Here is a 26,979-nt window from a genome sequence, read left to right as displayed (position 1 = left end):
ACCGCGAGATATCCGTCATCAACTCTTGTTCTCAATGACGCCTTGCCAAGCGGGTGTTGCACACCTATTGACGTGCGGGGAACGGAGGCAGAAGTATCCCTATCGGTCGGAGAGAGCGCTCTCCGACTTCGTGTCGTGCACCCGTACCGCGACTCAGGAGACTTCCTCATGTACGCACCCCCCGTGTTCCACAGACCCTTGGGCTCGACCGGAAGAAGACGTACCGGCGTACTGACCGCCGTCGCCGGCCTCGTCGTCTCGCTCCTGGCCTTCGTGCCCTCGACCCCGGCGGACGCAGCGCCCTCGTTGCTCTCGCAGGGCAAGACGGTGACCGCCTCCAGCCAGGAGAACTACGGAACGCCGGCCGCCTCCGCCGTGGACGGCGACAACGGCACCCGCTGGTCGAGTGCCGCCTCCGACCCCCAGTGGATCGAGGTCGACCTGGGCTCCGCCGCCTCGGTCAGCCAGATCGCCCTGAAGTGGGAAACCGCCTACGCCAAGAGCTACAAGATCGAGTTCTCCACGGACGACAGCAACTGGAGCACCGCCTACTCGACCGCCGCCGGCCCCGGCGGGAACGAGACGCTGAACGTCTCCGGCACCGCCCGCTACGTCAGGCTGACGGGCACCACGCGAGCCACCCAGTACGGCTATTCGCTCTGGGAGTTCCAGGTCTTCGGCACCACCGGCGGCGGAGGCGGCCCGCAGATTCCCGGCGGCGGCGACCTCGGTCCCAACGTGCTCGTCTTCGACCCCTCGATGCCCAACATCCAGGCCAAGGTCGACGAGATCTTCAAGAAGCAGGAGTCGGCGCAGTTCGGCACCGGCCGCTACGCGCTGATGTTCAAGCCGGGCACGTACAACAACCTCAACGCGCAGATCGGGTTCTACACCTCGATCGCCGGTCTCGGCCTCAAGCCCGACGACACCACCTTCAACGGTGATGTGACCGTGGACGCCGGCTGGTTCAACGGCAACGCCACCCAGAACTTCTGGCGTTCGGCGGAGAACCTGGCGCTCAACCCGGTCAGCGGCACCGACCGCTGGGCCGTCTCGCAGGCCGCACCCTTCCGCCGCATGCACGTCAAGGGCGGACTCAACCTGGCGCCGAACGGCTACGGCTGGGCGAGCGGCGGGTACATCGCCGACAGCAAGATCGACGGCCAGGTCGGCCCGTACTCGCAGCAGCAGTGGTACACCCGCGACAGCTCGATCGGCAGCTGGGGCAACGGCGTCTGGAACATGACGTTCTCCGGCGTCGAGGGCGCCCCCGCCCAGAGCTTCCCCAACCCGCCGTACACCACGCTCGACACCACCACCGTCTCCCGCGAGAAGCCGTTCCTCTACCTGGACGGCAACGACTACAAGGTGTTCGTCCCCGCCAAGCGCACCAACGCACGCGGTGTCTCCTGGAACGGCACGCCGCAGGGCAGCTCCATCCCGCTGAGCCAGTTCTACGTGGTCAAGCCCGGCGCCTCGGCCGCCACCATCAACGCGGCCGTGCAGCAGGGTCTGCACCTGCTGTTCACGCCCGGTGTGTACCACGTGAACCAGACGATCAACATCGACCGCGCCAACACGGTCGTCCTGGGCCTCGGTCTCGCCACGATCATCCCGGACAACGGGGTCACCGCGATCAAGGTCGGTGACGTGGACGGCGTGAAGCTCGCCGGCCTGCTCGTCGACGCCGGTCCGCAGAACTCCCAGGTACTGGTCCAGGTCGGCCCCGACGGCGCCTCGGCCGACCACTCGGCGAACCCGACCACCGTCCAGGACGTGTTCGTCCGGGTCGGCGGCGCGGGAGCCGGCAAGGCCACCACCGCCATGGTGATCAACAACGACGACACGATCATCGACCACACCTGGCTGTGGCGCGCCGACCACGGCGACGGGGTCGGCTGGGAGACCAACCGCTCCGACTACGGCCTCCAGGTCAACGGCGACGACGTGCTGGCGACCGGGCTGTTCGTCGAGCACTTCAACAAGTACGACGTGCGCTGGTCCGGCGAGCGGGGCAAGACGATCTTCTTCCAGAACGAGAAGTCGTACGACGCCCCCAACCAGGCCGCCGTCCAGAACGGCAGCACCAAGGGGTACGCGGCCTACAAGGTCGACGACTCCGTCACCACCCACGAAGGGTGGGGCCTGGGCAGCTACTGCTACTACAACGTGGACCCGACGATCATCCAGGGCCACGGCTTCGAGGCCCCGGTGAAGCCCGGAGTGAAGTTCCACGACCTGCTCGTCGTCTCGCTCGGCGGCCAGGGCCAGTACGAACACGTCATCAACAACACCGGAGCGCCCACGTCGGGGACGTCCACCGTCCCGTCCAACGTGGTGTCCTTCCCGTGACACCGCTCATGAGGTGAACGGACGGCGCGGGGCCCGGCAACTGCTGCCGGGCCCCGCGTCGCCGTCGGGGCGTGCCTATCCGGGTGGCGGTTCCGGCTGACCGAGCGTCTGCTCCGACCAGATCACCTTGCCGCGCGCGGTGTACCTGGTGCCCCAGCGCTCCGCGAACTGGGCGACGAGGAACAGTCCCCGTCCACCCTCGTCGGTGGTCGCGGCGTAGCGCAGATGCGGTGAGGTGCTGCTGCAGTCCGCCACCTCGCAGATCAGCGCCCGGTCGTACAGCAGACGCACGGTGATGGGCTCGGAGCCGTAGCGGATGGCGTTGGTGACCAGCTCGCTGAGGATCAGCTCGGTGACGAAACCCTCCTCGTCGAGCCCCTGGTCGGTGAGCCACCGGGTGGCCTCCTTACGGACGCCGGAGACGGCGGAGGCGTCCGGTGCCACCTCCCACTGCACGCGCCGGGCCGGGTCCAGGGTGCGGGTGCGGGCCACCAGAAGCGCGACGTCGTCGCCCGGCCGGGTACGCAGCATGGCCTCCAGGACGTCGTCGCAGGTCTCCTCCGGCGTCCGGTCGCGGTCGGCCAGGGCCTGGCGCAGCTGCTCCAGGCCCTCGTCGATGTCCTGGTCCCGCCGCTCGATCAGACCGTCCGTGTACATGACCAGCCGGCTTCCCTCGGGCACGTCCAGCTCGACCGTCTCGAAGGGCATCCCGCCGATCCCGAGAGGCAGACCGGCCGGAATGTCGGGGAACTCGACGGTGCCGTCGGGCAGTACGAGGGCGGGTCCGGGGTGGCCTGCCCTGGCCACCGAGCAGCGCCCGGTCACCGCGTCGTAGATCGCGTACAGGCAGGTGGCCCCGGTGACCGCGACGCCGCCGTCGGCCTGCTCGTCCTGGTCGATCCGGGCGACGAGTTCGTCGAGGTGTCCGAGGAGCTCGTCGGGCGGCAGGTCCAGCGTGGAGAAGTTGTGCACCGTGGTGCGCAGCCGGCCCATGGTGGCGGCGGCGTGCAGACCGTGCCCGACGACGTCGCCCACGACGAGGGCGACCCGTGCGCCGGACAGCGGGATCACATCGAACCAGTCCCCGCCCACCCCGGCCTGCGCCGGCAGGTAGCGGAAGGCGACGTCCAGCGCGTTCTGCTCGGGAACCCCGCGCGGGAGCAGGCTGCGCTGCAGGGTCACGGCCATCTCGTGCTCGCGGGTGTAGCGCCGGGCGTTGTCGACGCTGACGGCGGCGCGGGCCACCAGTTCCTCGGCGAAGGACAGGTCCTCGGCGTCGAAGGGCTCCTCGTTCTCCGCACGCCAGAAGTTGGCCATGCCGAGGATGACACCGCGCGCGTGCAGCGGTACGGAGAGCAGCGAGTGGAATCCGTACTCCAGGATTCTCGCGGCCTGCTCCGGGTCGGACTGCCGCCACTGCTCGGAAGCGGTCAGGTCGGGCACCAGCCAGGTGTGGCCGCTGCTGCTGCCGATTCCTTCGGCCTCGGTGGGCACGAACCCGATGACGCGGCCGAGCGGGTAGAGGGGGTGGTCCTCGCCGGTGCCGGAGACGGCGGTGCGCCGTACGTCTATCACGTCGCCGGAGGGTGTCTCCGGTTCCTCGCCGCGCAGCACCGCGTCCGCGAGGTCGACCGTCGCGCAGTCGGCGAATCCGGGGGCGGAGACCTCCGCGAGTTCCCGTGCGGTCGTGGTGACGTCGAGGGTGGTGCCGATCCGGGCACCGGCGCGGTACAGGAGCGTCAGGCGCTCCCGCACGGTCTCCGCCCTGCCGGTGACGACCCGCAGTTCCGTGGTGTCCCGCAAGGTCGCCACGACGCCCGGGGGCCCGCCGCGTTCGGCCGTCGGGCGGAGGTTGATGGCCAGCAGCCGGTTCCCGGCCGGCCGCACCTCGTCCGTGGCGGCCCGGCCGGAGGCCAGCAGTTCGGCGGTGCGCGGATCCAGGCCCAGCTCCGTGACGGCGCGTCCCTCCGCGTCGGCGGGCAGGCCGAGGAGTCTTCGGGCCTCGTCGTTGGCGAGCACCAGCCGGTGTTCGGCGCCGATGATGAGGACGCCCTCGCGGACCGAGTGCAACACCGCGTCGTGGTGCTCGTACATCCGGGTCATCTCGGCCGCGCCGAGACCGTGTGTCTGGCGGCCCAGCCGACGGCTCACCAGGGCGGCGGCGCCCGTCGTGAGGACCAGTGCGCCCACGGCGGTGCCGATGGCGAAGGGGATGCTCGGTTCGGCCACGGCGTTCACGGTCTCGACCGTGATGGCCACGGAGACCAGCCCGGCGACCGTTCCCTCGCGCCGCAGGACAGGGGCCAGCGAGACGACCGCGGGGCCGCGGCTCGTGGTGAAGGTGCGGGTGAAGGCCTGGCCTTCCAGGGCTTCCTTGTACGGGCCGATGATGTGCTTGCCGATCAGTTCGCGGTCGGGGTGGGTGTAGCGGATCCCATTGGTCCCGGCGACCACGATGGACTCCACCCCGGTGCGCTCCCGGACCCTCTCCGCCTGTGGTTGCAGTACGGCGGTGGGGTTCCTGCTGTCCAGCGCCGCAGCGGTGCCCGGTGCGTTGGCGAAGGACTGCGCCACGCTCATCGAACGGGCCTCGGCCTCGTGCGCGCTGTCGCGTCGGCCCTGGAGCACCAGTGAGATGACCGCCGCCGCCACGAGCAGCAGCACGATCCCCAGCGTCGTGAAGAAGACCTGTCCGGCCACGGTGCGAGCGCCGTAGAGTGCGCGCAGTCTCCGGCCGGCCGAGTGCCCTTTCACGTCCGGTCCGGACGGCGCACGCCGCTCACCGCCCGGACGTCCGCCATCATGCCGACGCGGCCGCCGGGCGGAGCGGTGAAACCACGCCCGGAACCGACCTGTACCACCCACATATCCAGGTTTAACACGGATTGCCGGGGTCGGAACGCGGAGCGCGGGGCCGGGGTCCTGCCCGGGACCGGGCGGGTCGTTCCGATCGGGTGACGGGGGCCGCCGCCGGTGCGCGCCCGTGCTCCGGCACCGGCGGCGGCCGGGCATGATCCGGAAATGGTGCCTGTGTTCCTGACCAAGGCGGTCGAGCTGCTGCTCGGCCGGGAAGGCCGTTCGCTCCATCTGAAGGCGGTGGGTGGGGCGACGGTGGTCCTCGCCCTGACCGTGCTCGCCGGCTCCTGGGCGGTGCTCGTGGCGGAACAGCACGCCGGGCGCGCCACCATCACCAGCTATCCCCGGGCGCTGTGGTGGTCCGCGGAGACCGCGACGACCGTCGGGTACGGCGACTTCTACCCGGTGACGCTGTGGGGCCGGATCGTCGCCGTCGTGGTGATGGGCGTGGGCATCACCACGTACGGAATGGTCACGGCGGCACTCGCCACCTGGTTCGTGGGGCATGAACGCGAGCGCCGTCACCGGCTCGCCGCCTCGGCGGAGCAGACCGCGCGTCATGTCCGCGAGGAGACCGCCCAGCTGCTGCACGAGCGCTTCGACCGGATCGAGCGGCTGCTCGCCGACGCGGGCCACCGACCACCGGAGTAGGGCCGGCGCCGGTCACGGAACGCGATCACGGGCCCCCGGGGGTGTGAACGGCGCACCGCCGGGCATAGGTCGGGTGACCGACAGGAGGTGGTGGCAGTGGGCCGCATCAGGGTTGTCAGACGTCCCCAGCTTCCGTCGCGGCCGCCGCCGCTGGATCTGCGCACTCCGTCCGGGCGTCCGCTGCCGTACTGAGCCGGTCGGCGCCCGTCCGTCCTCCGTTCGCCCGGCGGTCACCCGCCGGGACTTCCGCAGCTCTGCCCGTCCGTCCGACTACCCGTCCGTTCTTCTGTTCGTCGCCCGGGGCCGCACACCGTGCGGCCCCGTCCGCGTGGCGGCGGGCGCACCGGACGGGCCGAAAGCCCACACACCTCGCACGCGTGATCACCCTGCCGCCGAGCGGCGCGAACCGGCAGGATGTCGGTGTACAGGGCCGCCTTCTCCGGGCGGCTCCGGCCGCCCCAGGAAAGGGTTCCCGATGCGGGAAGCGCGTGCAGACCAGTCCCCGGCCGACGAACAGTCCCCCGGCGGGTCCGAGGAGGCCCAGGTGATCGTGGTGGGGGCGGGCCCGGCCGGCTCGTCCGCCGCCTTCCACCTCGCCAGGGCGGGCGTGGACGTGCTGCTGCTGGAGAAGTCCGACTTCCCCCGGGAGAAGGTGTGCGGGGACGGCCTCACGCCGCGTGCGGTGCACCAGCTGATCCGGATGGGCGTCGACATCGACGCACCGGGCTGGACGCGGTCGCGCGGGATGCGCTGGGTGACCGGGGACCGGCAGGTGCGGATCGACTGGCCCGCGCTGGGCGGCTACCCCGACTTCGGTCTGACCCGCAGCCGCCACGACTTCGACGACATCCTGGCCGGCCACGCCGTCGCCGCCGGGGCCCGGCTGCGCACGGGCGTGAAGGTGACGGAGCCGGTGACCGACCGGGCCGGCCGGATCACCGGCGTGAGCGCGGTGTCCGGGAAGGGTGACCCGGTGGTGCACCGGGCCCCGGTCGTCATCGCCGCCGACGGCGCCTCCGCCCGGCTGGCCCTCGCGATGGGGCTGCAACGGGACACCAGGCGCCAGATCGCCACGGCGGCCCGCCGCTACTACCGCAGCCCCGAGCGTTCCCGGGAGGAGTACCTGGAGCTCTGGGCCGACCTCCGCTTCCCCAGGAGCGACCGCTTCCTGCCGGGGTACGGCTGGATCTTCCCGATGGGTGACGGGCGCGTCAACGTGGGACTCGGCGCGATCCCCCACCGCCGCCACGGCAAGCCGGACCTGCGGGCGACCATGGACCAGTGGCTGGCCCGTACGCCGTCCGAGTGGGGGCTGCGGGAGGAGAACGCCGAGGGGCCCGTCCGCAGCGCCGCGCTCCCGCTGGGCCTCAACCGTCATCCGCTGTACACCCGGGGCCTCCTCCTCGTCGGCGACTCCGGCGGCATGATCAGCCCGTGGAACGGTGAGGGCATCGGGCAGGCGCTGGAGGCCGGGGAGGTCGCCGCCGAGAGCGTCGCACTGGCACTGGCCATGCCTGCGGGGCCCCGGCGGGAGCGGGCGCTCCACCACTACCCGGTCGAGATGAACCGGCGCTGGGGGCGCTACTACCGGCTCGGCAACACGGCCGCCGATCTCGTCTTCAGCCGCTCGGGGTTCCAGCCCGTCCTGAACCGGTACGTGATGGGCTCGCCGTTCCTGCTCAACACGCTGGCCCGGCTGCTCAGCAATCTGACGGACAACCCCTCGCGCGATGTGATCGACCACGTGCTCAACACCGCGGTACGTCTCGTTCCCGCCCCGAACGCACGACGGCGCTGAGGCCGGCTCAGGGGGACCGGTCCGTGTCGTTCCAACGGGCGGCGAGCAGCAGGGCGATGTCGTCGGGCCGGTCCGGGGCCTGCCTGGCAGTTGCGATCACGTGGTCCGCCATGTCGGCCAGCGGGGCCGGGCCGAAGTCGGCGATGATGCGGCGCAGCCGTTCGATGCCGACGTCGATGTCCGTTCCGGACTGCTCGACCATGCCGTCGGTGTACAGGGCGAGCATCTCGCCCTGGGCCAGGCGCAGTTCGCTCACGGGGTAGGTGGCGTCGGGTGAGACTCCCAGGACGATCCCGCCCGACACGTCCATGACCTCGACCGTGCCGTCCGGGCGGCGCAGGACGGGCTGCGGATGTCCGGCCCGCACGGCGTGCGCGATCCCGGTGGCCGGGTCCAGGACGATGTAGCAGCAGCTGGCGAACTGGCCGGGATCGAGGTCGATGAGGAGCCGGTTGGTGCCGCTCATCACCTCCTGCGGATCGAACCCGCTGAGCGCGAAGGCCCTTACGGCGCTGCGCAGTTGTCCCATGGTCGCGGCGGCGGCGACACCGTGTCCCTGGACGTCCCCGATGACCAGGGCCAGCCGGTCGCCCGTCTCGATGACGTCGTACCAGTCGCCGCCGACGTCCATGCCCTGGGTGCCGGCGAGGTAGCGGCCCGCGGTGTCGACCCCGTCGACAACGGGCAGCCGGTGCGGAAGCAGGACGTCCTGGAGTCCGCGGGCGAGGGCGGCCTCGGTGTCGTAGCGCTGGGCCCGTTGCAGCGCCTGGGCGATGAGGCCGGCCAGCGCGGTCAGGATCGTGCGCTCCTCGGGGCTGAAGCCGCGCGGCTGGTCGAAGCCGAGGATGCAGGAGCCGACGTGCTGTCCTGAGGCGATCAGCGGCAGGAAGGCGCGGGCGCCGACATCCGCGTCCATGGGGATGCCGGGGTAGGCGGCGCCCAGGTGCTGCATGGACTCGAAGAAGATCGGGCGGCCGGAGGTGAGCGTCTCCACTCCGGGAATCCGGGCGTCCAGGCCGACGCCGTCGAACCCGTCCAGGAAGCCCTTGGGGAAGCCGGTCTCCCACTCCAGGTAGAGGCGGCCCTCCTTGAGCAGGTAGATCGCGAGCTGTCTGCCGCCGAACGCGGGCAGCAGTTCCTCGGTGACCACCGCGGACACCTGCCGGGCGGTGACGGCCTCGGTCAGCGCGATGGCCAGCGCGACCGGCCGGTAGAGCGCGGCGGAGCGGTCGGCGGGCGAACCGAGTCCCAGCCCCGGCGAGGAGACGGAACCCGGCGCGTAGGAGGGCTCCTCGGTGGGGGTGAGTACGGCGGTCAGCCCTTCGTGGCCCGGGTAGAGGGAGATCGCGAGCCAGGGAGGCGGGTTGCGCCGGGCGAGGAAGTGGACCGGGTCGTCGGCGATCATCGCGGACCGGTAGTGGTCCTCGTACGCGGGGTTGGCGAACCACGGGAGGACTTCCCAGAGCACCCGCCCCACCAGCTCGGACCTGGCGTGGCCGAGGAGCTGCTCGGCCAGGTCGTTGAGGTAGGTGATCCGGCCGAAGCGGTCCAGCGAGAAGATCCCCCTCGGCAGCCGGTCGGCCGCCTCGGGGACGACCGGGCCGATACCGAGGTCGACCAGGAAGCCGGTCAGATGGCTCGCCGCCCCGTTTCCGGCCTGGGCGTCCCGGCGGCCCGAGACCTCCAGGAGGTGCGAGCGGCCGTCGGGGCCGCGCAGCCGCATCCTGCGTACGACGGGGCCGCCCGACCCTGCCGCCTGGCGGGCCAGGGCCCACAGTCCGTAGACGTCCTCCGGAGCCAGCCGGGCGGCCAGCGCGTCGATCGTGCCGGGGAACTCGGCGGGCTCGGTGCCGAGGATCGCGCACAGTTCGTCGTCGGCGCCGACGGCACCGCTGGCCAGGTCCCAGTCGAACCGGCCGATCCGTACGGGCGGCGAGCTGCCGGCGGGCAGCTGGACGGGCAGCGGTTCCTCGTCCCACCGCGGTTTCACTCCGGTTGCCGCCAGCTCCGTGAGTGCGCCGCCCAGCCGTTCGGCGACCCCGGCCAGCCTGCGCCGTTCGGCGGTTCCCACCGGTCTGCCGGGGGTCGCCGGGCGCAGCACCGTGAGGACCCCGACCGGTTCACCCGCGCTGAAGACCGGCACGTACAGGGAGCCGAACGGGAACGGCAGGCCCGCCATCAACTGCGGGTAGCGGCGCATGGCCTCCTCGGGGTCGGCGAGGTGGACGGCCCGGCCGGTGATGAAGGCGTCGGCCACCGGGAAGGGGCGGTTCACATGCATGCGCCACCAGGGGCGGAAGAGCGGCCCCGGCAGCCCGGCCAGTACCGCCAGCCGCAACAGTCCCGGTGTGAGGGAGCGCAGGTAGACGCCGCCCGCCTGTCCGCCTACGGCCTCGACCCCGTTCACGACGGCCTGGGCGAGCACCAGGGACAGTTCGTCCGGCGCCCGGCCGTCCTTGAGTCTCCCGGGCACTCCGGCACCCTCGCTGAGCGGAGCACCCCGGGCCGCGCCGTACCAGGTCACACCCCCAGCATGCTCCCGGGCGGCCGTGCTCCGCACTTCCACGTCGGGCGGAGAAGGAGCCGAGAGCAGGCAGCGAGGCGGAGCGAGACCCTTACGGGCAGAAATGCACCCTTTACACTTGTATGCGAGCCCGAAAGGCGGCCCATCGTCCGACATCCGCACAGGAGGCACGATCATGGGCAAGAAGCAGAGCCGGCACAACCGTGGCGCCCGCAGCGGCGGCCATGAGCACTCCACGAGTGCGGAGCCCAAGGAGCAGACGAGCACCGCGCCCGAGCCCGAAGGCGTGAAGGCGATCTCGGAGCATGTCTCGCACAAGCGCGAGCGGAAGTTCGGCCACAACTGACAGCACGACCGACGACCGGACTTCACCCCCCACACACAGTCCGACGGAGCGGCAGTCGCCATCGATGGCGACTGCCGCTCCGTCGGACTGCGGGGACGTGCGCCCCTCACCTACCTGCCGTCGGCGGGCGGCCGCTTGTCACCGAGCTGGTCATTTAGCTTCTGCTGGGCGGAGTCGACCTGGCCGCTGTACTTGCCATGCGTCTTCTGGTCGGCGAGGTCGCCGCCCTTCTCGACTCCCTGGCGGGCCTGGTCCGGATGCCCCTTGATCAGGTCCTTGATCTTGTCGAGCATGCTCATGACTGTCCTCCTCATGGAACGCCGGCATACCCAGCATCCACGCGATACCCGGGCGCCGCACCCGGGGACGGAGAGGGCCGCCGCAGGCCGCGAAGGGTCCGAACCCCGGGAAATTACCCGCAGGTATGTAGTGACTTCTTGAGCGAGCGCCAGTAGAACTCGTTCCCATTCGATCGAGAGTGAGGAACGTCACATGACCGAATCAAGCTTACCCGACAAGGGATCGAGCGGTGTCTCGCGGCGCAGATTCATCGCTAGAACAAGTTTCATAGTGGGGGCCGCCGCCCTCTCGGGTCACATCACCCCCGCCACGGCGGCGAGCCGCGCCGGAGCCACGGCGATCGGTAACGGGGAACGTGTCCCGGTCCTGGTGATCGGAACCGGGTACGGCGGCTCCGTGGCCGCCCTGCGGCTCGCCCGCGCGGGCATCAGGGTCCACATGGTCGAGATGGGCATGTCCTGGGACACCCCCGGCTCGGACGGCAAGATCTTCGCCAACACGACGAGCCCCGACGGCCGCTCGTACTGGCTGCGCACCAAGACCAAGCAGCCGCTGAGCAACTTCCTCGGCTTCCCCATCGACAGGTCGATCCCCCGCTACACCGGAATCCTGGACGCCGAGGACTTCAGCGGCATCACGGTCTACCAGGGGCGCGGCGTCGGCGGCGGCTCACTGGTCAACGGCGGCATGGCCGTCACCCCGAAGCGGGAGAACTTCGGCGCCGTCCTCCCCACGGTCAACGCCGACGAGATGTACTCCACCTACTATCCGCGCGCCAACTCCGGCCTCGGCGTCGGCACCGTCGACCCGGCCTGGTTCGACAGCGTCGACTGCTACAAGTACGCCCGGGTCGGCCGCAAGCAGGCCCAGCGCTCGGGCTTCCCGTTCGTCTTCGTGCCCGACGTGTACGACTGGGACTACATGGAGCAGGAGGCGGCCGGCACCGTACCCAAGTCGGCACTGGCGGGTGAGATCCTCTACGGGAACAACTACGGCAAGAAGTCGCTGCAGAAGACCTACCTCGCCCAGATCATGGCGACCGGGAACGTCACCATCTCGCCTCTGCACAAGGTGACTTCGGTCTCCCCTGCCTCGGCCGGGGGCTACACGGTCGTCATCGACCAGCTGCGCACCGACGGCAGCACCGAGGCCACCAAGACGGTGACCGCGGACAAGGTGTTCTTCGCGGCCGGCAGCGTCGGCACGAGCAAGCTGCTGACCGAGCTGAAGGCCACCGGCAAGCTGCCCGCCCTCAACGACGAGATCGGCAAGGGCTGGGGCGACAACGGCAACGTGATGTGCGGCCGGGCCAACCACCTGTGGGACCCGACCGGAGCCGTGCAGTCGAGCATCCCCTGCGGAGGCATCGACAACTGGGCGGCCGGCGGCGCGTTCGCCGAGGTCGCGCCGCTGCCGACCGGGATCGAGACGTTCGCCTCGTTCTACCTGTCGATCACGAAGAACCCGAACCGGGCCCAGTTCTCCTGGAACCCCGCGACGGGCAAGGTCGACCTGAACTGGCAGACCGCGTGGAAGCAGCCGTCCATCGACATGGCCAAGACGATCTTCGACAAGATCAACGCGAAGGAGGGGACGATCTACCGGACCGACCTCTTCGGCGTGTACAAGATCTGGGGCGACCACCTGACCTACCACCCGCTCGGGGGCGCGGTGCTGGACCGGGCGACCGACAACTACGGGCGTCTGCACGGGTACTCGGGCCTGTATGTGATCGACGGCTCGCTGATCCCCGGCAACACCAGCGTCAACCCGTTCGTCACCATCACGGCACTCGCCGAACGGAACATCGAGAAGATCATCGCCACCGATCTGTGACACCGGCCCGACACGGCAGGCACGGCAGGCAGGCCAGGAGGAGACGGGCATGGCGGCTCTCCTCCTGGGTACGCCCCGGGCACGGGCGGAAGGGACGGGCCCGGGGCGTCCGGCTCAGTGGCCGGGCAGCACGCACACGGCGTCGAGACCCAGTACGTGGTTGAGCCGGCCGAACGCCAGCCAGGAGCCGATGCTCATGCTCAGCTCGACGATCTCGCGCTGGCTGTAGTGCGCGGTCATCCGGGTCCAGAACTCCTCGTCCAGACCGTGGTGGTCCAGGGCGTACCGCTCGGCGTACTCGGCGGCCAGCCGGGTCCGGTCGTCGAAGGACCCGGCGGTGCGCCATTCGTCCACCGCGTCGGCGAACTCCTCCTCGACCTTTTCGCCGTCCCGTTCGGTGCGCCAGTCCAGGCAGAACAGGCACCCGTTGATCTGGGCGATCCGCAGCCGGGCCGCCTCGAACTCCCGCAGGCCCAGCGTGGTGTGCTGGTACACCGAAAGGGAGAAGTTCGCGGCGGCCATCCCGATGCCGGGGACCATGTCCCCCCACACGTATCCGATCGGCTCCTGGCCCTCGGGGATGTCGATGATCATGGCTGCTTCCTTCCGAGTCTGCCGGTTGCGGGGCGCAGGGGGACGTCGAGCGCGTCGTAGAGCCCGGGTTCCGCGTCCACCAGCCAGTCGATGGCGTTCACGAGCCGGCCGACCGCGGTGGCGTTGCCGCCCGCCGAGCGGTTCTCGTCCTCGTCGCCGGCCTCGACGGTGACCTCGATGCGCGGGCGGCCCTCGATGATCACGCGGTGGGCACCGGCGCCGTCGGGCGGCGACGGCCAGTCCGGGGCGCAGGACGGGTGGATCCGGGTGATGTGCTCGATGACGATGCGGGGCTCGCCCTCGACGATGCCCTGTACCTCGAACCGCACCGCGCCCTGGGTGCCCGCCTCGAAGCCGCCCATGGTGCGGGTGGTGACCGCGCTCTCCAGCGGCCGCCGGGCCATGGTCTCGCGGATGTCGTCGAGCTCCACGCCCAGCGCCCTGGCCATCAGCCGTATCTGCCCGCCCCACACCATGGTCGGGACGGAGGCCGCGAGCATCAGCGGTTCGTACTCCATCGGGTGGCCCATGCCGATCAGGTCGCGGACCGCTTCGGGCTGGTCGTAGGTGGAGTAGTCGAAGATCTCCTGGCAGCGGATCGCGTCGATCGTGCTGCCGAGTCCGCTGATCAGCAGGGGCAGTACGTCGTTGCCCCAGCCGGGGTCGACCCCGGAGACGAACAGTGAGCCGCCGCCGTCCGCGACGGCGGCCAGGACCGGGTCGCGCAGCTCGGGCGGGGCGCCCCGCTGGTCGTAGAGCGCGTACAGGGCCGGGGTGACGACCACCGCCCCGGTCCGGACGGCCCTGACGATGTCGGCGAGCGCCTCGTCGGGGCGGATGTCCCCGGACGCCGCGTACACCACCGCGCCGGGAGCGGTGGCCAGCACCGCGTCGATGTCGTCGGTCGCCGCGACGCCCAGATCGCGGCCGGTCCCGGCGAGGTCGCCCGCGTCGCGGCCCACCTTGCCGGGATCGTGAACAAGCACGTGCGCCAGTTTCAGGGCCGGATGGGCCTCGACGGCGCGGATGGCCGCGCGGCCGACATTGCCGGTTCCCCAGACCACCGTGGAAATCATGCGGCGGAGGGTAGCGCGCGGGATGAAAGGTTCATAGTGCCATCGCGCACCGGCTTGCGGGGCGGCCCCGGCCCGTGTCAGGACCGCCCGCCGCACCCGCCGCTACTCGTCGATCGCGGCCCCGAACGCGGCGCCGGCCGCCGGGCCGCCGAGTGATCCGCCGTCGTACGTCCACGAGCCGGCGGCGGTGACCCCGCCGGGGCCGGCCGGCAGCACCCAGACGACGCCGTTGCCGGCGTCCTCGCCGGGCGCCGCGGCGAGCAGACCGGAGCGGCCGTCCTTGTCCGGATCGGACAGCCGGACCTGGCCGCCCCAGCGGTCCCCCTTCTCGGGGACGCCCGGCACGTTCCCCGAGTCCTGGTCCCAGGAGGCCGCGGCGGCGGCGGTCAGCCCGTCGGCCGCGCCGCGCAGCACCCAGACCGCTCCGGCGTCCGCGACCGCGCCGATGTCCTCGCCCGGGGCGCCGATCGCCACGTCCGCGTATCCGTCGCCGTCGGTGTCCGCCACCGAGAGGTCCGCGCCCCAGTTGTCACCGCGCTCGTCCGTGCCGGGGACACCGGCGGTGTCCTGGGTCCACCACACCGGCGGTGTGCCGGGACCCTCGGCGCCGACCGGGCCGTCGCCGGCGCTGCCGTAGTACACGCCGACCACGCCGCCGTTCACGAATTCGCCGCCGTCGTCCGGGCTGCTGGGCTCCCCGGTGACCAGGTCGTCGTAGCCGTCGCCGTTGATGTCACCGGACGCGACGGCCGGGCCGCCACGCAGGTCCCGGTCGTAGCGCAGGCCCTGGACCTCGGCCAGGAAGAGCGCGGACCAGCCGTACCCCGGTTCGTCGCCCCCGGTGACTCCGGAGACGACGAGGTCGGCGAGGCCGTTGCCGTCGTAGTCGCCGGTGGTCATCGCCCCCGGCAGGATCGGGCGGCCCGGCGTGCCGGGGAGCCGCTGGTGGGAGAGGGGCGGCGGGGGTGCGGATGCCCGGCGCGCGGCCGCGTCGTACTGGTAGAGCGTGAGGTCGTCGTGGTCGGTCACGGCGAGCTGGTCGCCGGGGATGTCGGGGCTGAAGTGGGCCGCCGCGAGGGCGCCGGCGAACCTGGCACCGGCCGTGGGAGCGTCGGCCTGCAGCCAGTCGCCCGCCGCGCCCGTGAGCCCCTTCGCGGAGCCCCACAGCACGACGGCGCCGCCCGCGTCGGTCACCGGCTCGACGTCCTCACCGGGTACGCCGACGACCGCGTCGTCGTAGCCGTCCCCGTCGAGGTCGCCGGTGGCGAGGGCCCGGCCGAAGCCGTCGCCCGCCTCGGCGGCCCCCGGTACACCGGCGGTGTTCTGGCTGAGGACGGCCGCGCGGGCCGTTCCGGTGCCGGTGGGCGAGCCGTACTGCACGGTGACGTACCCCGCGCCCTTCTTCCCGCCGACGGTGCCGCCCGGCGCGCCGGTGAGCACGTCGTCGTAGCCGTCGCCGTCGAAATCGCTGTTGCGGTCGTTCGCGTGCGTTCCGCCGGGAGTACCGGCGTGGGCGGCGGGGGCAGCGATGCCGGCCACCGCCGTCAGGAGACAGGCGGCCGCGACAACGGCGGCCGAGCGGTTGGTGCGCACGAGCGGCTCCTCGGTTCAAGGATGACCGGGCGAGTCCGGGGGGACGCGGGGAAGGGCCCGTTGCCTTCCCCGCGTCCCGTTCGACCGCCTGTGGGCCGCAAGGGTTGTACGGCACGCGAAAGGGGTGGGAGGGAGCCACGTGGCTCCCTCCCACCCCTGCGCCCGGCTCCTCCCGAAGGTGGGGGCCGGGGTATGTCAGTAGGCGCCGAAGACGTTGTCGATCGAGCCGTAGGTGGCCGCGGCGTAGTTGCACGCGGCGGTGATGTTGGCGACCGGGTCGAGGATGTCCATCGACGTACCGGCCACGTGGTAGGCCTCGAAGGTGGGCTGGATCACCTGGAGCAGGCCCTTGGAGGGCGTGCCGGCGACCGCGTTCGAGTCCCAGTTGTTGACGATCTGCGGGTTGCCGGAGGACTCGCGGATGATGTTGCGGTGGATGCTGTCGTAGCTGCCGGGGATGCCGTGCTGGGCCATCACGGCCAGCGACTCCTTGATCCAGCCGTCGAGGTCGTCGGTGTACGCGGTCGCGCCCTGTGCGGGAGTGGTGGCCGCGGTCTCGGTGGCGACGGTCTCGGTGGCGGCGGTCTTCTCCGCCACAGGCGTGACCGTCCGCTGGGAACGGTCGGCGCGGTCGGCACTCTCGGACCGGTCGGACGACTGCGCGTCGGCCGCGGACTTTGCCTCGGACGCGGCCTTTGCCTTCGAATCGGCGGTCGGCGCGGCCTTGTGCGGGGCGGCTGCGGACTTGGCGCCAATGGTCAGCTTGAGGCCCGGGTGAATCAGATCGGGGTTTCCGCCGACCACACTCCGGTTGTCCTGGTAGAGCCGCTCCCAGCCACCGCTGAGGGAATGACCCCGGGCGATCTTGGAAAGCGAATCACCGGAGACCACGGAATAGGTGGCGGACTCGGCCTTGTGGGCAGCAATTCCCTTGGCAGCAAAGGCGGTCGAGGTCGCCGACTTTTCTGCGACGACCGGGTGCGCCGGTGCGGCAGAAGCGGACCCGGACATGATCAGGGGGAGCGCGAGAACGACTCCGCCCGTGCTCACGGCGATGAAACCGCGGGTCAGGGAGGTGGACTTGGAACGACGGTGGTTACCCATGATGGGCATGGCGCATTTCCTCTCCGCCGCCTGCGAGGTGAGCTGTCGGGTTCGGACTGGAGATGTCCGGCCGCACGTGATGGCGACTTAACCCCTAGCCGCTCCGGATACCGGACCGGCGGCAAACCTGGGTCCCCCGCTCCTGCCGTACGTGAGTGGTCGGGTTCCCGGACGGCGGCAGGATTCGGCGTTCCATCCGGATTGACGGTGACCGTAAGCGAAAAGCGTCGGGCGGAACAAGCCCTGAATTCTTGATCGCAATTGATTCGCAAGATCAATTCAAGGAAATGCTCAGAATCAGATCCCCGAAGCCAAGTCAACTTTCTTGGCACGACAGGGAACCGAAGCCGGACGCACCGCGTCACGGGCCGGGAAGGTGATGCTGACCACTGCGCCCGAAAAGGGTGATTTGCTCAATCTCCATACCCTTTGAGCCACAGAAAAGCGTCTTCGGTGGGCGATTAACGACGATTCCGATTAATCACTCAATCAGGACATTTCACTGGAGGTGACGACCCGCCACCCCGGCTCGGCGTCGCCTCTAATCCATCTCCACAGATGCATCTAAATAGATGCACTACGGTGTGGGGCATCGGCCGACGCTCCGGGCGCCGCCCGCCACTGCGACCGGGAGAACCTGATTTCCTCGACACCGACGGCGCCACGCTCCACTACGAGGTCCGCGGCTCCGGCCCGCCGCGCTCGGCAACCCCGGGGCAGCTCGCGCTGGTCGTGGCGCCCGACCCGGCCGCACCGTCAACGGCAACACCACGCATCCGCGGGCGTTCGCGGCCCGGCTGCGGAACGTGCCGTCCAGCGCATGAGCGCGGGCACGGCCGGCCGGGACGATGACGGGCGACCGCCGCCCCACACGACGGCGAACGGCAGACGGCAGACGGCAGACGGCAGATCCGACCCGGTCAAAGCGAGAGGTTCCGGCTCCCCTCGCGTCGCAGAAGCGCGGAAAGGTGGTGCTGGAGCGGCTGGCCGACAGCCGCGAGGTCGTGGACGAATTCGAGCGTGCCGTCGGCCGTCAGCGTGTAACGGCGGCGTGTGGCGCTGACCTCCTTGGCGGTGGGCGCGAGGGCGACCCGATGGGTGGCCAGGTCGGCCACGCCGTCCGCAGCACTGCCCGTCAGGATCTCCGCGACACCGGTGGGCTGAGTGATCAGCGCCTCCACACGCCCGTCCGGCTGCATCCGCCACCAGCCGCTCTCCCGCGCCGAGGGCCGCAGCGGGGCGTCGTCCGCGTCGAGCAGCCAGGCGCGCGCCTCGTAGTGGAGGAAGGGGCGCCCGTCATGACTGAACGTCACCTCCTGCGCGTACCGGAACTCCTGGGCGAGCGTCGGGTATTCACCGCGGCCCTGCCCGGTCCAGGTGCCCAGGAACCCGGTCAGTGGTGCGAGCAGCGCGTGCGGAGCAGGCGCGTCGTCCGGCCGGAACGCGTCGGGGTACGGGTACTGCCGGGCGGGGTCGGACATCTTGCGCGCTCCTGGATCGGTGACGGGGACGGGCGCCGCGCGAAGGCGACGGCGACGGTTGGCAGCCTAAGGGCTGTCCCGTGAATGATCTCCGGCTCGCGTGACACGCGGCCTCCCGCTGCCTGGATTTGCCCGCCTGCTCAGGTGTTCAGGATGCGCACGGCGAGCAGTAGCTGCCAGGCCCAGCCGATGGTCAGCGAGATGCGCTGAAGCAGTCCGCCGATGTCGACCCAGCGTTGCCGCTGATCGAACGCGGCACTGGCCAGGGCCATCGTCGCCACGAAGAGGACACCGCAGGCGATCGAGCAGACGGCCCAGCCGGGCGGGCCGGACGGGGCGTATACGAAGCAGGCGGCAGCGAGGGCCAGGAAGCCGATGGAGGAGAACAGGTCATGCAGAGCCCCCGCGCGGGTGTGACGCCGGAGCCGATCAGGCGTGCCGGGCGGGTAGCCGCTCACCGGATCCGTCCGGAAGGCGCCTGCTCCCAGCAGACCGACCGCCCACGCGCCGACCAGCAGGGCGCCCCACTCGAAGGGCCCGACACGCCACAGAGCCACAGCGAAGGCCAGCGACAGCCCGCCCGCGAAGAGGAAGTTGACGGTCTGTGCCCACCCGGCAGGGCCGAGGGTGAGCGAGCTGACGGGATGGCGGCGCGGTCTGTAGCCCACGCGGCCGGCGCCTTCCAGCAGGTACGCGACGGTGAAGAGAGGGCCGGCGGCCATTCCGCAGACGAGCAGGACTTGATTCCCCATCCCGTCAATGTAGGTTGACACAATGAATTGTGTCAACCCTGATTGACACCTGGCTTCCGCCCGGCTGGGCCGACGGGTCCTCCGCCCGCGCGCGTCACGCCTCCTGGCGGAAGTCCAGCATGCAGAAGACCTTGTCGTAGCGGCGTTCACCGACGGCGACGAAGCCGGGCAGGCGCCCGTACTCGGTGAAGCCGAGAGAGCGGTAGAGGTGCAGGGCACCGCTGTTGTCGCCCCGGGCGTCCAGGGTGAGGACCTCGATCCCCGCCTTCCTGGCATCGGCGACCAGCGCGGCGGTCAGCGCCCGGCCGATACCCCGGCCGTGGACGGCGGCGGCCACCGCGACCTTCTCCAGATCCGCGTGCGGGCGGTGAGTGGGCCGCGTATAGCGCGTCCAGTAGCCCAGCCCGACCAGGCTTCGGTCCATGTACACGGCGCGCAGGGCGGCATCGCCCACCCGCGTCGCGGCGATTACCCCGTCGAGGAGGTCCGCCACCTCATCGGGCGCGGGAGGGTCGACCCAGCCCAGCGCGGCGCCGTCCCGGACGAGGTCCGCCACGATGCGGTGGGCCGATGCCGCGAACCGGGGCCCACGCTCCGCGTCGGACGCCAGGTCCGCCGCGTCCAGGATGGCGGGCTCACACGTTCTGCCGCCGGTCGAAGCCGTGTTCATGACGAGCAGCCTAACCAGCGCCGCGCCCCGCAGGCCGGGCGGCCGACCGTCCCGGGGCACGTCACGGCACGTCCCACGGAACGGAAAATCCCCGGCCCGCAATTGCGGACCGGGGATTTTCCCAGGTATATTGAGTGTTTCTGTGCGCCCACAGAAAAGGCCCCTCACTGGGGGCCACTAAGCAAAACCATATCCGGCAGGGAGCCATTTTGTCAACTCGGGAAAGCTCCGAATTGCAGAAGGAGCAGGAATTCATCGACCGGCTCTACGACCGCGTCGATGCGCTGCGCGGCACGACCGCCCAGCACGTCCAGGACGCGCTGACCCCGGTCGGTACGGGTCTGCAGGCCCGTCACGAGCGCGACGTGCTTGTCGCCGAACGCTCGGGCCTGCTGGCGGCCCTGAACTCCGTGGACGGCTCGCTGTGTTTCGGCCGCATCGACCTCGCCACCGGCGCGGCCCACCACATCGGCCGGATCGGAATCCGCGAGGACGACACCGCGCACACACCGCTGCTGATCGACTGGCGCGCACCGGTGGCCCGCCCGTTCTACCTCGCCACGGGTCACACGACGATGGGGCTGCGCCGGCGCCGGCACATCACCACCGAGGGCCGAGCCGTCACGGAGCTGCACGACGAGATCCTCGACGTCGGGGACCGGGAGCGCACCGGCTTCGAGGATCCGAGCGGCGACGCCGTGCTGCTCGCCGCCGTGAACTCCGCCCGCACCGGCCGCATGAGCGACATCGTGCGGACCATCCAGGCCGAACAGGACCGCATCATCCGCGCCCCGCACCGCGGCGTCCTCGTCGTCGAGGGCGGGCCCGGCACCGGAAAGACGGCGGTGGCCCTGCACCGCGCGGCGTATCTGCTGTACGAGCACCGGGAACTGCTCGCCAAGCGCGCGGTCCTGATCGTGGGCCCGAACCCGGCCTTCCTGCGCTACATCGGCGAGGTGCTGCCCGCGCTCGGCGAGACCGGCGTCCTGCTCGCCACCCAGGCCGAGCTCTTCCCCGGGGTCCATGCCGACGGCACCGACACTTCCCGCGCCGCCGCCGTCAAGGGCGGCGCGGCGATGGCCGAGGCACTCGCCCTCGCCGTCCGCGACCGGCAGCAGCTGCCCGAGCCGGGCGCCCCGCTGGTCATCCGGCACGACGACGGCGATCTCGTCCTGGACTGGGAGATCGCCTACGAGGCCCGGCAGGCGGCCCGCGAAACCCGGCTGCCCCACAACCTCGCCCGCCCCCACTTCGCCTTCCGGATCATCGACGCGCTCACCGCGCAGCTCACCGAGCGCATCGGCGCCGACCCGCACGGCGGGCCCAACTTCCTGGGCCCCGACGACATCGCCCAGCTCGGCAGGAACGTGGCCGTCAGCAAGGAGGTGCACTCCGCGGTCGACGAGCTGTGGCCGCCGCTCACCCCGGAGGGGTTCCTCAGCGACTATCTGGCCGAGCCCGTCTACGTACCGGACGCGGACGCCGCGGCCGTCCGGCGTGCGCCCGGCGAAGGGGCGTGGACGCCCGCCGACGTCCCGCTGCTGGACGAGGTGGCGGAACTCCTGGGGGTCGACGACAGCGCGGAGCGCGCGGCCGCCGAGGCAGAACGCCAGGAGCGGATCGCTTACGCACAAGGCGTCCTGGAGCTGTCGAGGGGCTCGGAGTCGTACGAGTTCGAGGACGAGGAGTCCGAGGTGCTCGCCGCGCACGACATCATCGACGCCGAACGGATGGCGGACCGGCAGGAGGAGGCCGATCACCGCAGCGCGGCGGAGCGCGCCGCCGCCGACCGGACCTGGGCCTTCGGGCACATCATCGTCGACGAGGCGCAGGAGCTCTCACCGATGGCGTGGCGGCTGCTGATGCGCCGCTCCCCGACCCGTGCGATGACCCTGGTCGGCGACCCCGCGCAGACCTCCGAGGAGGCGGGCGTCGGCTCGTGGGAGAAGATCCTGCAGCCCTACGTGGGCGACCGCTTCGAGCACACGACGCTCAGGGTCAACTACCGTACGCCCGCCGAGATCATGGAGCTGGCGGCCCGGGTGGTACGGGCCGAGGACCCCTCCTTCGAGCCGCCGGGTTCGGTGCGGTCCACCGGCGAGGTGCCGTGGATCCGGGACGCCGGCGAGGACCTGGCGGGCGCGGTGGCGCGGGCGGTCTCCGAGCTGACGCCCGAGGAGGGCCGCCTCGCGGTGATCGCGCCTGCCGCCCTCCACGCGGAGATCGCGGCGCCGCTGGACGGCGTCACGGCCGGCGCCGAGCCCGACCTGACCCGCCCGGTGGTGCTGCTCGAACCCCGGCAGGCGAAGGGGCTCGAATTCGACCATGTACTGGTCGTGGAGCCCGGCCGGTACGGGACCAGCGATCTGTACGTGGCGCTGACCCGCGCCACCCAGCGCCTGGGCATCATCCATCGCGAGAAGCTGCCCGAGACCCTGCGCTGACGGCGCCCGTGGGGGCTCCTGGCATGAGACGCCGGCCAGGAGCCCGGTGGGGATCAGCCGTCGTGCAGGGCGGTGCGCAGGGCGTCGACGGCGAGTCTGCGAGCGACGTTCGCGGCGCGGGTGTCGCGCAGGCTGTCCAGGAGAAGGAAGTCGTGGACCATGCCCGCGACGCGGACGGAGGTCACGTCGACTCCGGCCTCGCGGAGCCTGTCGGCGTACCTCTCGCCCTCGTCGCGCAGGACGTCGGCCTCGTCGGTGATGACCAGGGTGGTGGGCAGGCCTCTGAGCTGGTCCAGGCTCGACCGCAGGGGTGAGGCGTAGTGCTGGACACGCTCGGCGGGGTCGTTGGTGTAGGCGTCCCAGAACCACTTCATGCCGTCGCGGGTGAGGTAGTAGCCCTCCGCGAACTGGTGGTAGGAAGGCGTGTCGAAGTCGGCGTCGGTGACCGGGTAGAGCAGGACCTGGGCCTTCAGGTCGAGGCCGTTCTCGCGCTCCTTGTTCATCAGCGCGAAGACGGCGGACATGCACCCGCCGACCGACTCCCCGGTCACCGCCACGCGCGAGGTGTCCATGCCGTGGCCGGCGCCGTTCTTGCGCACCCACTGCCCCACGGCGTAGTTCTGCTCGACCTGCGTGGGGTACTTCGCCTCCGGCGCACGGTCGTACACCGGGAACACGCCGACCGCGTTCGCTCCGACGACCAGCTCGCGGAAGAGGCGGTCGTGGGTCCTGTCGTCACCGAACACCCACCCGGCTCCGTGGATGTAGACCACCACGGGCAGTGGCCCGGTGGCGCCCCTGGGGCGGATGACACGGGTACGCACCGTGCCCCACTCACCCGCGTCGACGTCGACCCACTCCTCGTCGACCTCGGGCCGGTCCACCCCCTCACCGCTCTGCAGGCCGGCGAGGATCTCGCGGCCCTGCTCCGGCGGGACCTCGTAGATCCGGGGGTGCGGGTCGGTGGCCTCGGCCAGCTCCTTCGCGGCCGGCTCGAGGAACGGGGTGACGGGCGGCGGAACCTGCGTCATGTGCACTCCAGTGTGTGGACGCCCCGTACCGGGGGCGCAGTCCCCGAGCGAGCACTCCGCGTTCCATGATTCCCGTAACGGATGGCGGCGCAAATCGACAAGGACGTGCCCGAGCCGAGCCCCCGCACGGAGTTGCCGGCACCCGGCGCGGCCGGGTCCTACAGCGGCGTCGCCGCTTCGAGCGCGACGAAGAGCGCGAAGGCCGCGTTCAGCGAGGACCCGGTGGACAGGGCCGTTCCCACCGCGGCGACGTACGCGGCGATCCCGGTCGGGGTGTGGATCGGCGGCCAGCCCTGCTCCGGCGGGACCGGCCCCAGCAGTGCGGCGACCCGCCGGGGTACGGGGCCGGCTGCGGCGAAGGCCGGGACGGTCTCGGTGGCGGCCCGGTGCGAGATGATCGCCGCCTTGCCGACCGTGCGGGCGGTGAGCCGCCGGTCCCCGGTGGTGACGGCCGCCTCCTCGTCCGCCCAGCGCTCCGTGCTGTACGTGATGGCCGCGCGCAGCGGCCGCAGCAGCGGGTTCGCGCAGCCCGCCAGCTGGACGGCGAGCAGCAGGCGGTGGTGGCGGCCCGCGAGATGGGCCCGTTCATGGGCGAGGAGTGCCCGCTGCTCGGCCTCCGTCAGGCAGTCGAGCATCGCGGAGGAGACCATGATCCTGCCGGGCGAGCCGGGCAGGGCGTAGGCGTACGGCACGCCGTCGGGCAGCACCGCGAGCTCGGCCGTCGTCGACAGCCCGGCCAGCGTGCGGTGCGCACGGGAGCGGAAGCGGTAGTGGCGCCGGACTACGGAGGCGCAGCCCGCGGCCACGGCCACGAGCGCGGCGATCGCCGTCTTGCCGACGAACCTGTCGTGCGGAACGGCCTTCCTGACCTCGTCGTCGGACCAGCCGTCGGGCAGCGGGTTGCCGGGCAGCTGGGCCGTGCCGACCACCGCCAGAAGACCGAGGCAGAGCGTGCTGCACGAGGCCAGGATCACGGCGATGGTCGCGAGCAGACGGGCGGCACTTCGCGGATGCAGATGCTGCTCCGCCAGGCGTGCGATGGGCAGCGCCGTGAGGGGCAGGATCAGGGGCAGACAGACGAAGACACCCATCGGTCAACTCTCCGGCTCGTCCGTGGCCCGCCCGGCGGGGCCGGAGCCGCTCTCGCCGAGCAGCGACCTCAGCAGGTCCTCGTCGTCCGGCGACAGCGCGGACACGAAGCTGGACAGCACGGCGTCCCGGTCGTCGCGCTGGTCGAGCAGCCGGCGCATCCGGAACGCGGTGAGACCGGCCCCGTTCGCCGTCGACTGCCACAGCACCGGGCGGCCCGAACCCGTACGGGTGACCGCCTGCTTGCCGAGCAGCCGGGTCAGGATGGTGATGACCGTGCTGTACGAGAGTCCGCCGTCGAGGCGCTCCTGTACCCAGGCGGCGGTGACGGGTTCGCTCGCCCCGCCCAGTACGGCCAGCACCTGGGTCTCCAGTTCGCCCTGGCCACGCCGGCGGGCCCGCGGCTCCTGCGGACGGCCTGCCTTCTCTCCGCCCACGACGCGGCCCCTTTCGTAACTCCGCCCGGCCGCTCGTCCGGCTGCCGGGCGCCGGGGCATCCTACCCAGCCGCCCGGACGTCCCGTGGGCCCGGCGGAGACCGCGGCCGTACCCGCCACACAAACTCTACAGTGCTGTAGATTTCAGGTGCTGCCACTCGGCGTCCGCGCGATCACGCGCGGTCGCAACGATGCGCGGCGCGATGCGCAGAGGGAGAAAACCATGGGCGTGAGCCTCTCCAAGGGTGGAAACGTCTCGCTGACCAAGGAGGCCCCCGGACTCACCGCGGTCCTCGTCGGCCTCGGCTGGGACGTCCGCACGACCACCGGCACGGACTACGACCTGGACGCCAGCGCGCTGCTGTGCGACGAGGCCGGGAAGGTCGGTTCGAACGACAACTTCGTCTTCTACAACAACCTGAAGAGCCCCGACGGTTCGGTCGAGCACACCGGCGACAACCTCACGGGCGAGGGCGAGGGCGACGACGAGATCGTCAAGGTCGATCTCGCTGCCGTGCCGGCCGAGGTCGCCAAGATCGTCTTCCCCGTCTCGATCCACGACGCGGAGGGACGCGGCCAGAGCTTCGGCCAGGTCCGCAACGCCTACATCCGCGTGGTCAACCAGGCGGGCGGCGCCGAGATCGCCCGCTACGACCTGAGCGAGGACGCCTCCACGGAGACCGCCATGGTCTTCGGCGAGCTGTACCGCAACGGCGCCGAGTGGAAGTTCCGCGCCGTCGGACAGGGCTACGCCGCCGGACTCAGCGGAATCGTCGCCGACTTCGGCGTCAGCCTCTGACCCGCTCCGGGTCACCGTCGTACCGCCCCCTGCCGAGAGTGGAGCCATGACCGTCAACCTGACCAAGGGCCAGCAGATCAGCCTCACCAAGACGGGCGGCGGGGAACTCACCGTCGTACGCATGGGCCTGGGCTGGAAGTCCGCACCCCGCAGGGGGTTTCTCGCCCGGCTGGCCGCCCGTGAGATCGACCTCGACGCCTCCGCCGTCCTCTTCGCGGGCGCGGCCCCGCAGGACGTCGTCTTCTTCCAGCACCTGACCAGCGACGACGGTTCGGTCCGGCACAACGGCGACAACCGGGTCGGCGGCGCCGGCGAGGGTGGTGACGACGAGTCGATCGTCGTCGACCTGCAGCGCGTCCCGGCCCACGTCGACCAGATCGTCTTCACGGTGAACTCGTTCACGGGCCAGACCTTCGAGGAGGTCGACAACGCCTTCTGCCGGCTGGTCGACGAGACCACGGGGCAGGAACTGGCGCGGTACACGCTGACCGGCGGCGGACGCCACACCGCGCAGATCATGGCCAAGGTCCAGCGGTCCGGCACCGGATGGCAGATGACGGCCATCGGCAGCGCGGCCCAGGGGCGCACCTTCCAGGACCTGATGCCGGCCGTCGCCGCGCATCTGTAGGGCCTGCCCGTCGGCTCACGCGCCCTCGCGCACCGGCCGGCACTCATCACTTCGACCGACCCTGGAGTAATTCGAATGGCACTGTGGGACCGCGTCAAGGAATCGGCATCGACGATGCAGACGCAGCTCAACGCCAAGAAGAACGACCTGAAGAGCGGAGCCTTCCGCGACGCGAGCATGGCCGTGTGCGCCCTCGTGGCCGCGGCCGACGGCTCCATCGACCCCGTCGAGCGGCAGCGGGTGGCCTCGCTGATCGCGGGGAACGAGGTACTGCGGAACTTTCCCGCCGAGGATCTGCAGCGCCGGTTCAACGACTACTGCCAGCAGCTGATCTCCGATTTCGACTTCGGGAAGGTCAGCCTCCTCCAGACCGTCGGCAAGGTCGGCAAGAAGCCCACCGAGGCGCGCGCGGTCATCCAGATCGGCATCGTCATCGGCGGCGCCGACGGCAACTTCGACAGCACCGAGCGCGCCGTGGTCCGCGAGGCCTGCTTCGCCGCCGGCATCGCACCGGCCGAGTTCGACCTGTAGTCCCGCGACACCCCGGGGCGTGCCGCTGTCCGTACGCGGCACGCCCTTCGCCGTTCCCCGGACCGCCCGCGAGATATGCGAGGTTTCG

The 26,979-nt window shown here is 71.1% G+C and carries 22 protein-coding genes and 1 riboswitch; of the genes, 9 read left to right on the top strand and 13 right to left on the bottom strand.

Going from position 1 to position 26,979, the window contains the following annotated elements; genetic code table 11:
* The first annotated feature begins 168 nt into the window (after positions 1–168).
* Positions 169–2,352: a discoidin domain-containing protein gene (locus tag EDD93_RS30295; protein WP_123528672.1), complete on the top strand. Its 2,184-nt coding sequence runs from the start codon at positions 169–171 to the stop codon at positions 2,350–2,352.
* A 75-nt stretch (positions 2,353–2,427) separates the two neighbouring features.
* On the opposite strand, the gene EDD93_RS30290 is transcribed toward EDD93_RS30295, so the two are convergent.
* On the bottom strand, positions 2,428–5,052 hold the full coding sequence (locus tag EDD93_RS30290; RefSeq protein WP_398905573.1) for a SpoIIE family protein phosphatase: 2,625 nt from the start codon (positions 5,050–5,052) through the stop codon (positions 2,428–2,430).
* A gap of 321 nt (positions 5,053–5,373) precedes the next feature.
* On the opposite strand from EDD93_RS30290, the gene EDD93_RS30285 reads away from it, so the two are divergent.
* Together EDD93_RS30285 and EDD93_RS30280 are read left to right on the top strand one after the other, a co-directional pair.
* Complete coding sequence (locus EDD93_RS30285) at positions 5,374–5,859, top strand: potassium channel family protein (RefSeq protein WP_123528670.1); 486 nt, start codon at positions 5,374–5,376, stop codon at positions 5,857–5,859.
* 475 nt (positions 5,860–6,334) lie between these two features.
* The gene (locus EDD93_RS30280; protein WP_123528669.1) at positions 6,335–7,657 is read left to right on the top strand and encodes a geranylgeranyl reductase family protein; all 1,323 of its coding nucleotides are present in this window, start codon (positions 6,335–6,337) and stop codon (positions 7,655–7,657) included.
* Positions 7,658–7,664: 7 nt separating this feature from the next.
* Here EDD93_RS30280 and EDD93_RS30275 read toward each other — a convergent pair whose 3' ends face one another.
* Positions 7,665–10,181 carry a SpoIIE family protein phosphatase gene (locus EDD93_RS30275; protein ID WP_398905570.1) on the bottom strand — a complete coding sequence of 839 codons (2,517 nt, stop codon included), beginning with the start codon at positions 10,179–10,181 and terminating at the stop codon, positions 7,665–7,667.
* Positions 10,182–10,356: 175 nt separating this feature from the next.
* On the opposite strand from EDD93_RS30275, the gene EDD93_RS39745 reads away from it, so the two are divergent.
* A complete protein-coding gene (locus EDD93_RS39745) occupies positions 10,357–10,527 on the top strand; it encodes a hypothetical protein (protein WP_185092570.1) in 171 nt (56 codons plus the stop codon).
* A 110-nt stretch (positions 10,528–10,637) separates the two neighbouring features.
* Here EDD93_RS39745 and EDD93_RS30270 read toward each other — a convergent pair whose 3' ends face one another.
* Positions 10,638–10,826, bottom strand: coding sequence for an antitoxin (locus EDD93_RS30270; RefSeq protein ID WP_123528667.1), 189 nt, complete (start codon positions 10,824–10,826; stop codon positions 10,638–10,640).
* A 193-nt stretch (positions 10,827–11,019) separates the two neighbouring features.
* Here EDD93_RS30270 and EDD93_RS30265 point away from each other — a divergent pair, with 193 nt between their 5' ends.
* On the top strand, positions 11,020–12,663 hold the full coding sequence (locus EDD93_RS30265) for a GMC oxidoreductase (protein WP_123528666.1): 1,644 nt from the start codon (positions 11,020–11,022) through the stop codon (positions 12,661–12,663).
* 114 nt (positions 12,664–12,777) lie between these two features.
* On the opposite strand, the gene EDD93_RS30260 is transcribed toward EDD93_RS30265, so the two are convergent.
* The 7 genes from EDD93_RS30260 to EDD93_RS30230 all read right to left on the bottom strand — a co-directional run bounded on the left by EDD93_RS30260 (position 12,778) and on the right by EDD93_RS30230 (position 19,933).
* On the bottom strand, positions 12,778–13,257 hold the full coding sequence (locus EDD93_RS30260) for a carboxymuconolactone decarboxylase family protein (RefSeq protein WP_123528665.1): 480 nt from the start codon (positions 13,255–13,257) through the stop codon (positions 12,778–12,780).
* Complete coding sequence (locus EDD93_RS30255; protein ID WP_123528664.1) at positions 13,254–14,333, bottom strand: dihydrodipicolinate reductase; 1,080 nt, start codon at positions 14,331–14,333, stop codon at positions 13,254–13,256. The genes EDD93_RS30260 and EDD93_RS30255 overlap by 4 nt, the downstream gene beginning before the upstream one ends.
* Positions 14,334–14,435: 102 nt before the next feature.
* Positions 14,436–15,926, bottom strand: a complete 1,491-nt coding sequence (locus EDD93_RS30250) for an FG-GAP repeat protein (protein ID WP_123528663.1) — start codon at positions 15,924–15,926, stop codon at positions 14,436–14,438.
* A gap of 195 nt (positions 15,927–16,121) precedes the next feature.
* Positions 16,122–17,039 (bottom strand): LysM peptidoglycan-binding domain-containing protein, encoded by a 918-nt coding sequence (locus tag EDD93_RS30245; protein WP_123528662.1) that lies wholly within the window; start codon positions 17,037–17,039, stop codon positions 16,122–16,124.
* 5 nt (positions 17,040–17,044) lie between these two features.
* Positions 17,045–17,230: riboswitch (cyclic di-AMP (ydaO/yuaA leader) on the bottom strand.
* A 720-nt stretch (positions 17,231–17,950) separates the two neighbouring features.
* The gene (locus tag EDD93_RS30240; protein WP_123528661.1) at positions 17,951–18,511 is read right to left on the bottom strand and encodes an FABP family protein; all 561 of its coding nucleotides are present in this window, start codon (positions 18,509–18,511) and stop codon (positions 17,951–17,953) included.
* Between the two features lie 140 nt (positions 18,512–18,651).
* On the bottom strand, positions 18,652–19,263 hold the full coding sequence (locus EDD93_RS30235) for a DUF998 domain-containing protein (protein ID WP_185092569.1): 612 nt from the start codon (positions 19,261–19,263) through the stop codon (positions 18,652–18,654).
* Between the two features lie 94 nt (positions 19,264–19,357).
* Entirely contained in the window at positions 19,358–19,933 is a 576-nt protein-coding gene (locus EDD93_RS30230; protein WP_123528659.1) for a GNAT family N-acetyltransferase, read from the bottom strand.
* Positions 19,934–20,166: 233 nt separating this feature from the next.
* On the opposite strand from EDD93_RS30230, the gene EDD93_RS30225 reads away from it, so the two are divergent.
* Positions 20,167–22,377, top strand: a complete 2,211-nt coding sequence (locus EDD93_RS30225) for a UvrD-helicase domain-containing protein (RefSeq protein ID WP_123528658.1) — start codon at positions 20,167–20,169, stop codon at positions 22,375–22,377.
* 53 nt (positions 22,378–22,430) lie between these two features.
* Here the strand turns inward: EDD93_RS30225 and EDD93_RS30220 are convergent, their stop codons facing one another.
* From EDD93_RS30220 to EDD93_RS30210, 3 genes are all read right to left on the bottom strand, one after another.
* On the bottom strand, positions 22,431–23,408 hold the full coding sequence (locus tag EDD93_RS30220; RefSeq protein ID WP_123528657.1) for an alpha/beta hydrolase: 978 nt from the start codon (positions 23,406–23,408) through the stop codon (positions 22,431–22,433).
* A gap of 158 nt (positions 23,409–23,566) precedes the next feature.
* The gene (locus EDD93_RS30215; protein ID WP_123528656.1) at positions 23,567–24,499 is read right to left on the bottom strand and encodes a M56 family metallopeptidase; all 933 of its coding nucleotides are present in this window, start codon (positions 24,497–24,499) and stop codon (positions 23,567–23,569) included.
* 3 nt (positions 24,500–24,502) lie between these two features.
* Positions 24,503–24,934: a BlaI/MecI/CopY family transcriptional regulator gene (locus EDD93_RS30210; protein WP_260255997.1), complete on the bottom strand. Its 432-nt coding sequence runs from the start codon at positions 24,932–24,934 to the stop codon at positions 24,503–24,505.
* A gap of 222 nt (positions 24,935–25,156) precedes the next feature.
* Between EDD93_RS30210 and EDD93_RS30205 the strand changes: the two genes are divergently transcribed.
* The 3 genes from EDD93_RS30205 (at position 25,157) to EDD93_RS30195 (ending at position 26,891) form a co-directional block, all read left to right on the top strand.
* On the top strand, positions 25,157–25,732 hold the full coding sequence (locus EDD93_RS30205; RefSeq protein WP_123528654.1) for a TerD family protein: 576 nt from the start codon (positions 25,157–25,159) through the stop codon (positions 25,730–25,732).
* 46 nt (positions 25,733–25,778) lie between these two features.
* The gene (locus EDD93_RS30200; protein ID WP_123528653.1) at positions 25,779–26,360 is read left to right on the top strand and encodes a TerD family protein; all 582 of its coding nucleotides are present in this window, start codon (positions 25,779–25,781) and stop codon (positions 26,358–26,360) included.
* 75 nt (positions 26,361–26,435) lie between these two features.
* A complete protein-coding gene (locus EDD93_RS30195) occupies positions 26,436–26,891 on the top strand; it encodes a tellurite resistance TerB family protein (protein ID WP_123528652.1) in 456 nt (151 codons plus the stop codon).
* Positions 26,892–26,979 lie beyond the last annotated feature (88 nt).

This window comes from Streptomyces sp. 840.1, assembly GCF_003751445.1.
Classification (GTDB): domain Bacteria; phylum Actinomycetota; class Actinomycetes; order Streptomycetales; family Streptomycetaceae; genus Streptomyces.
Note: the sequence above shows the minus strand (reverse complement) of the source record. Positions and strands in the feature narration are given on the sequence as shown.

Coding starts and splice junctions, on each gene's coding strand:
- EDD93_RS30220 (WP_123528657.1), bottom strand. CDS start 23,408: ATGACGCAGGTTCCGCCGCCCGTCACCCCGTTCCTCGAGCCGGCCGCG.
- EDD93_RS30280 (WP_123528669.1), top strand. CDS start 6,335: ATGCGGGAAGCGCGTGCAGACCAGTCCCCGGCCGACGAACAGTCCCCC.
- EDD93_RS30215 (WP_123528656.1), bottom strand. CDS start 24,499: ATGGGTGTCTTCGTCTGTCTGCCCCTGATCCTGCCCCTCACGGCGCTG.
- EDD93_RS30260 (WP_123528665.1), bottom strand. CDS start 13,257: ATGATCATCGACATCCCCGAGGGCCAGGAGCCGATCGGATACGTGTGG.
- EDD93_RS30270 (WP_123528667.1), bottom strand. CDS start 10,826: ATGAGCATGCTCGACAAGATCAAGGACCTGATCAAGGGGCATCCGGAC.
- EDD93_RS30230 (WP_123528659.1), bottom strand. CDS start 19,933: ATGAACACGGCTTCGACCGGCGGCAGAACGTGTGAGCCCGCCATCCTG.
- EDD93_RS30240 (WP_123528661.1), bottom strand. CDS start 18,511: ATGTCCGACCCCGCCCGGCAGTACCCGTACCCCGACGCGTTCCGGCCG.
- EDD93_RS30195 (WP_123528652.1), top strand. CDS start 26,436: ATGGCACTGTGGGACCGCGTCAAGGAATCGGCATCGACGATGCAGACG.
- EDD93_RS39745 (WP_185092570.1), top strand. CDS start 10,357: ATGGGCAAGAAGCAGAGCCGGCACAACCGTGGCGCCCGCAGCGGCGGC.
- EDD93_RS30295 (WP_123528672.1), top strand. CDS start 169: ATGTACGCACCCCCCGTGTTCCACAGACCCTTGGGCTCGACCGGAAGA.
- EDD93_RS30235 (WP_185092569.1), bottom strand. CDS start 19,263: ATGGGGAATCAAGTCCTGCTCGTCTGCGGAATGGCCGCCGGCCCTCTC.
- EDD93_RS30200 (WP_123528653.1), top strand. CDS start 25,779: ATGACCGTCAACCTGACCAAGGGCCAGCAGATCAGCCTCACCAAGACG.
- EDD93_RS30255 (WP_123528664.1), bottom strand. CDS start 14,333: ATGATTTCCACGGTGGTCTGGGGAACCGGCAATGTCGGCCGCGCGGCC.
- EDD93_RS30265 (WP_123528666.1), top strand. CDS start 11,020: ATGACCGAATCAAGCTTACCCGACAAGGGATCGAGCGGTGTCTCGCGG.
- EDD93_RS30245 (WP_123528662.1), bottom strand. CDS start 17,039: ATGCCCATCATGGGTAACCACCGTCGTTCCAAGTCCACCTCCCTGACC.
- EDD93_RS30205 (WP_123528654.1), top strand. CDS start 25,157: ATGGGCGTGAGCCTCTCCAAGGGTGGAAACGTCTCGCTGACCAAGGAG.
- EDD93_RS30285 (WP_123528670.1), top strand. CDS start 5,374: ATGGTGCCTGTGTTCCTGACCAAGGCGGTCGAGCTGCTGCTCGGCCGG.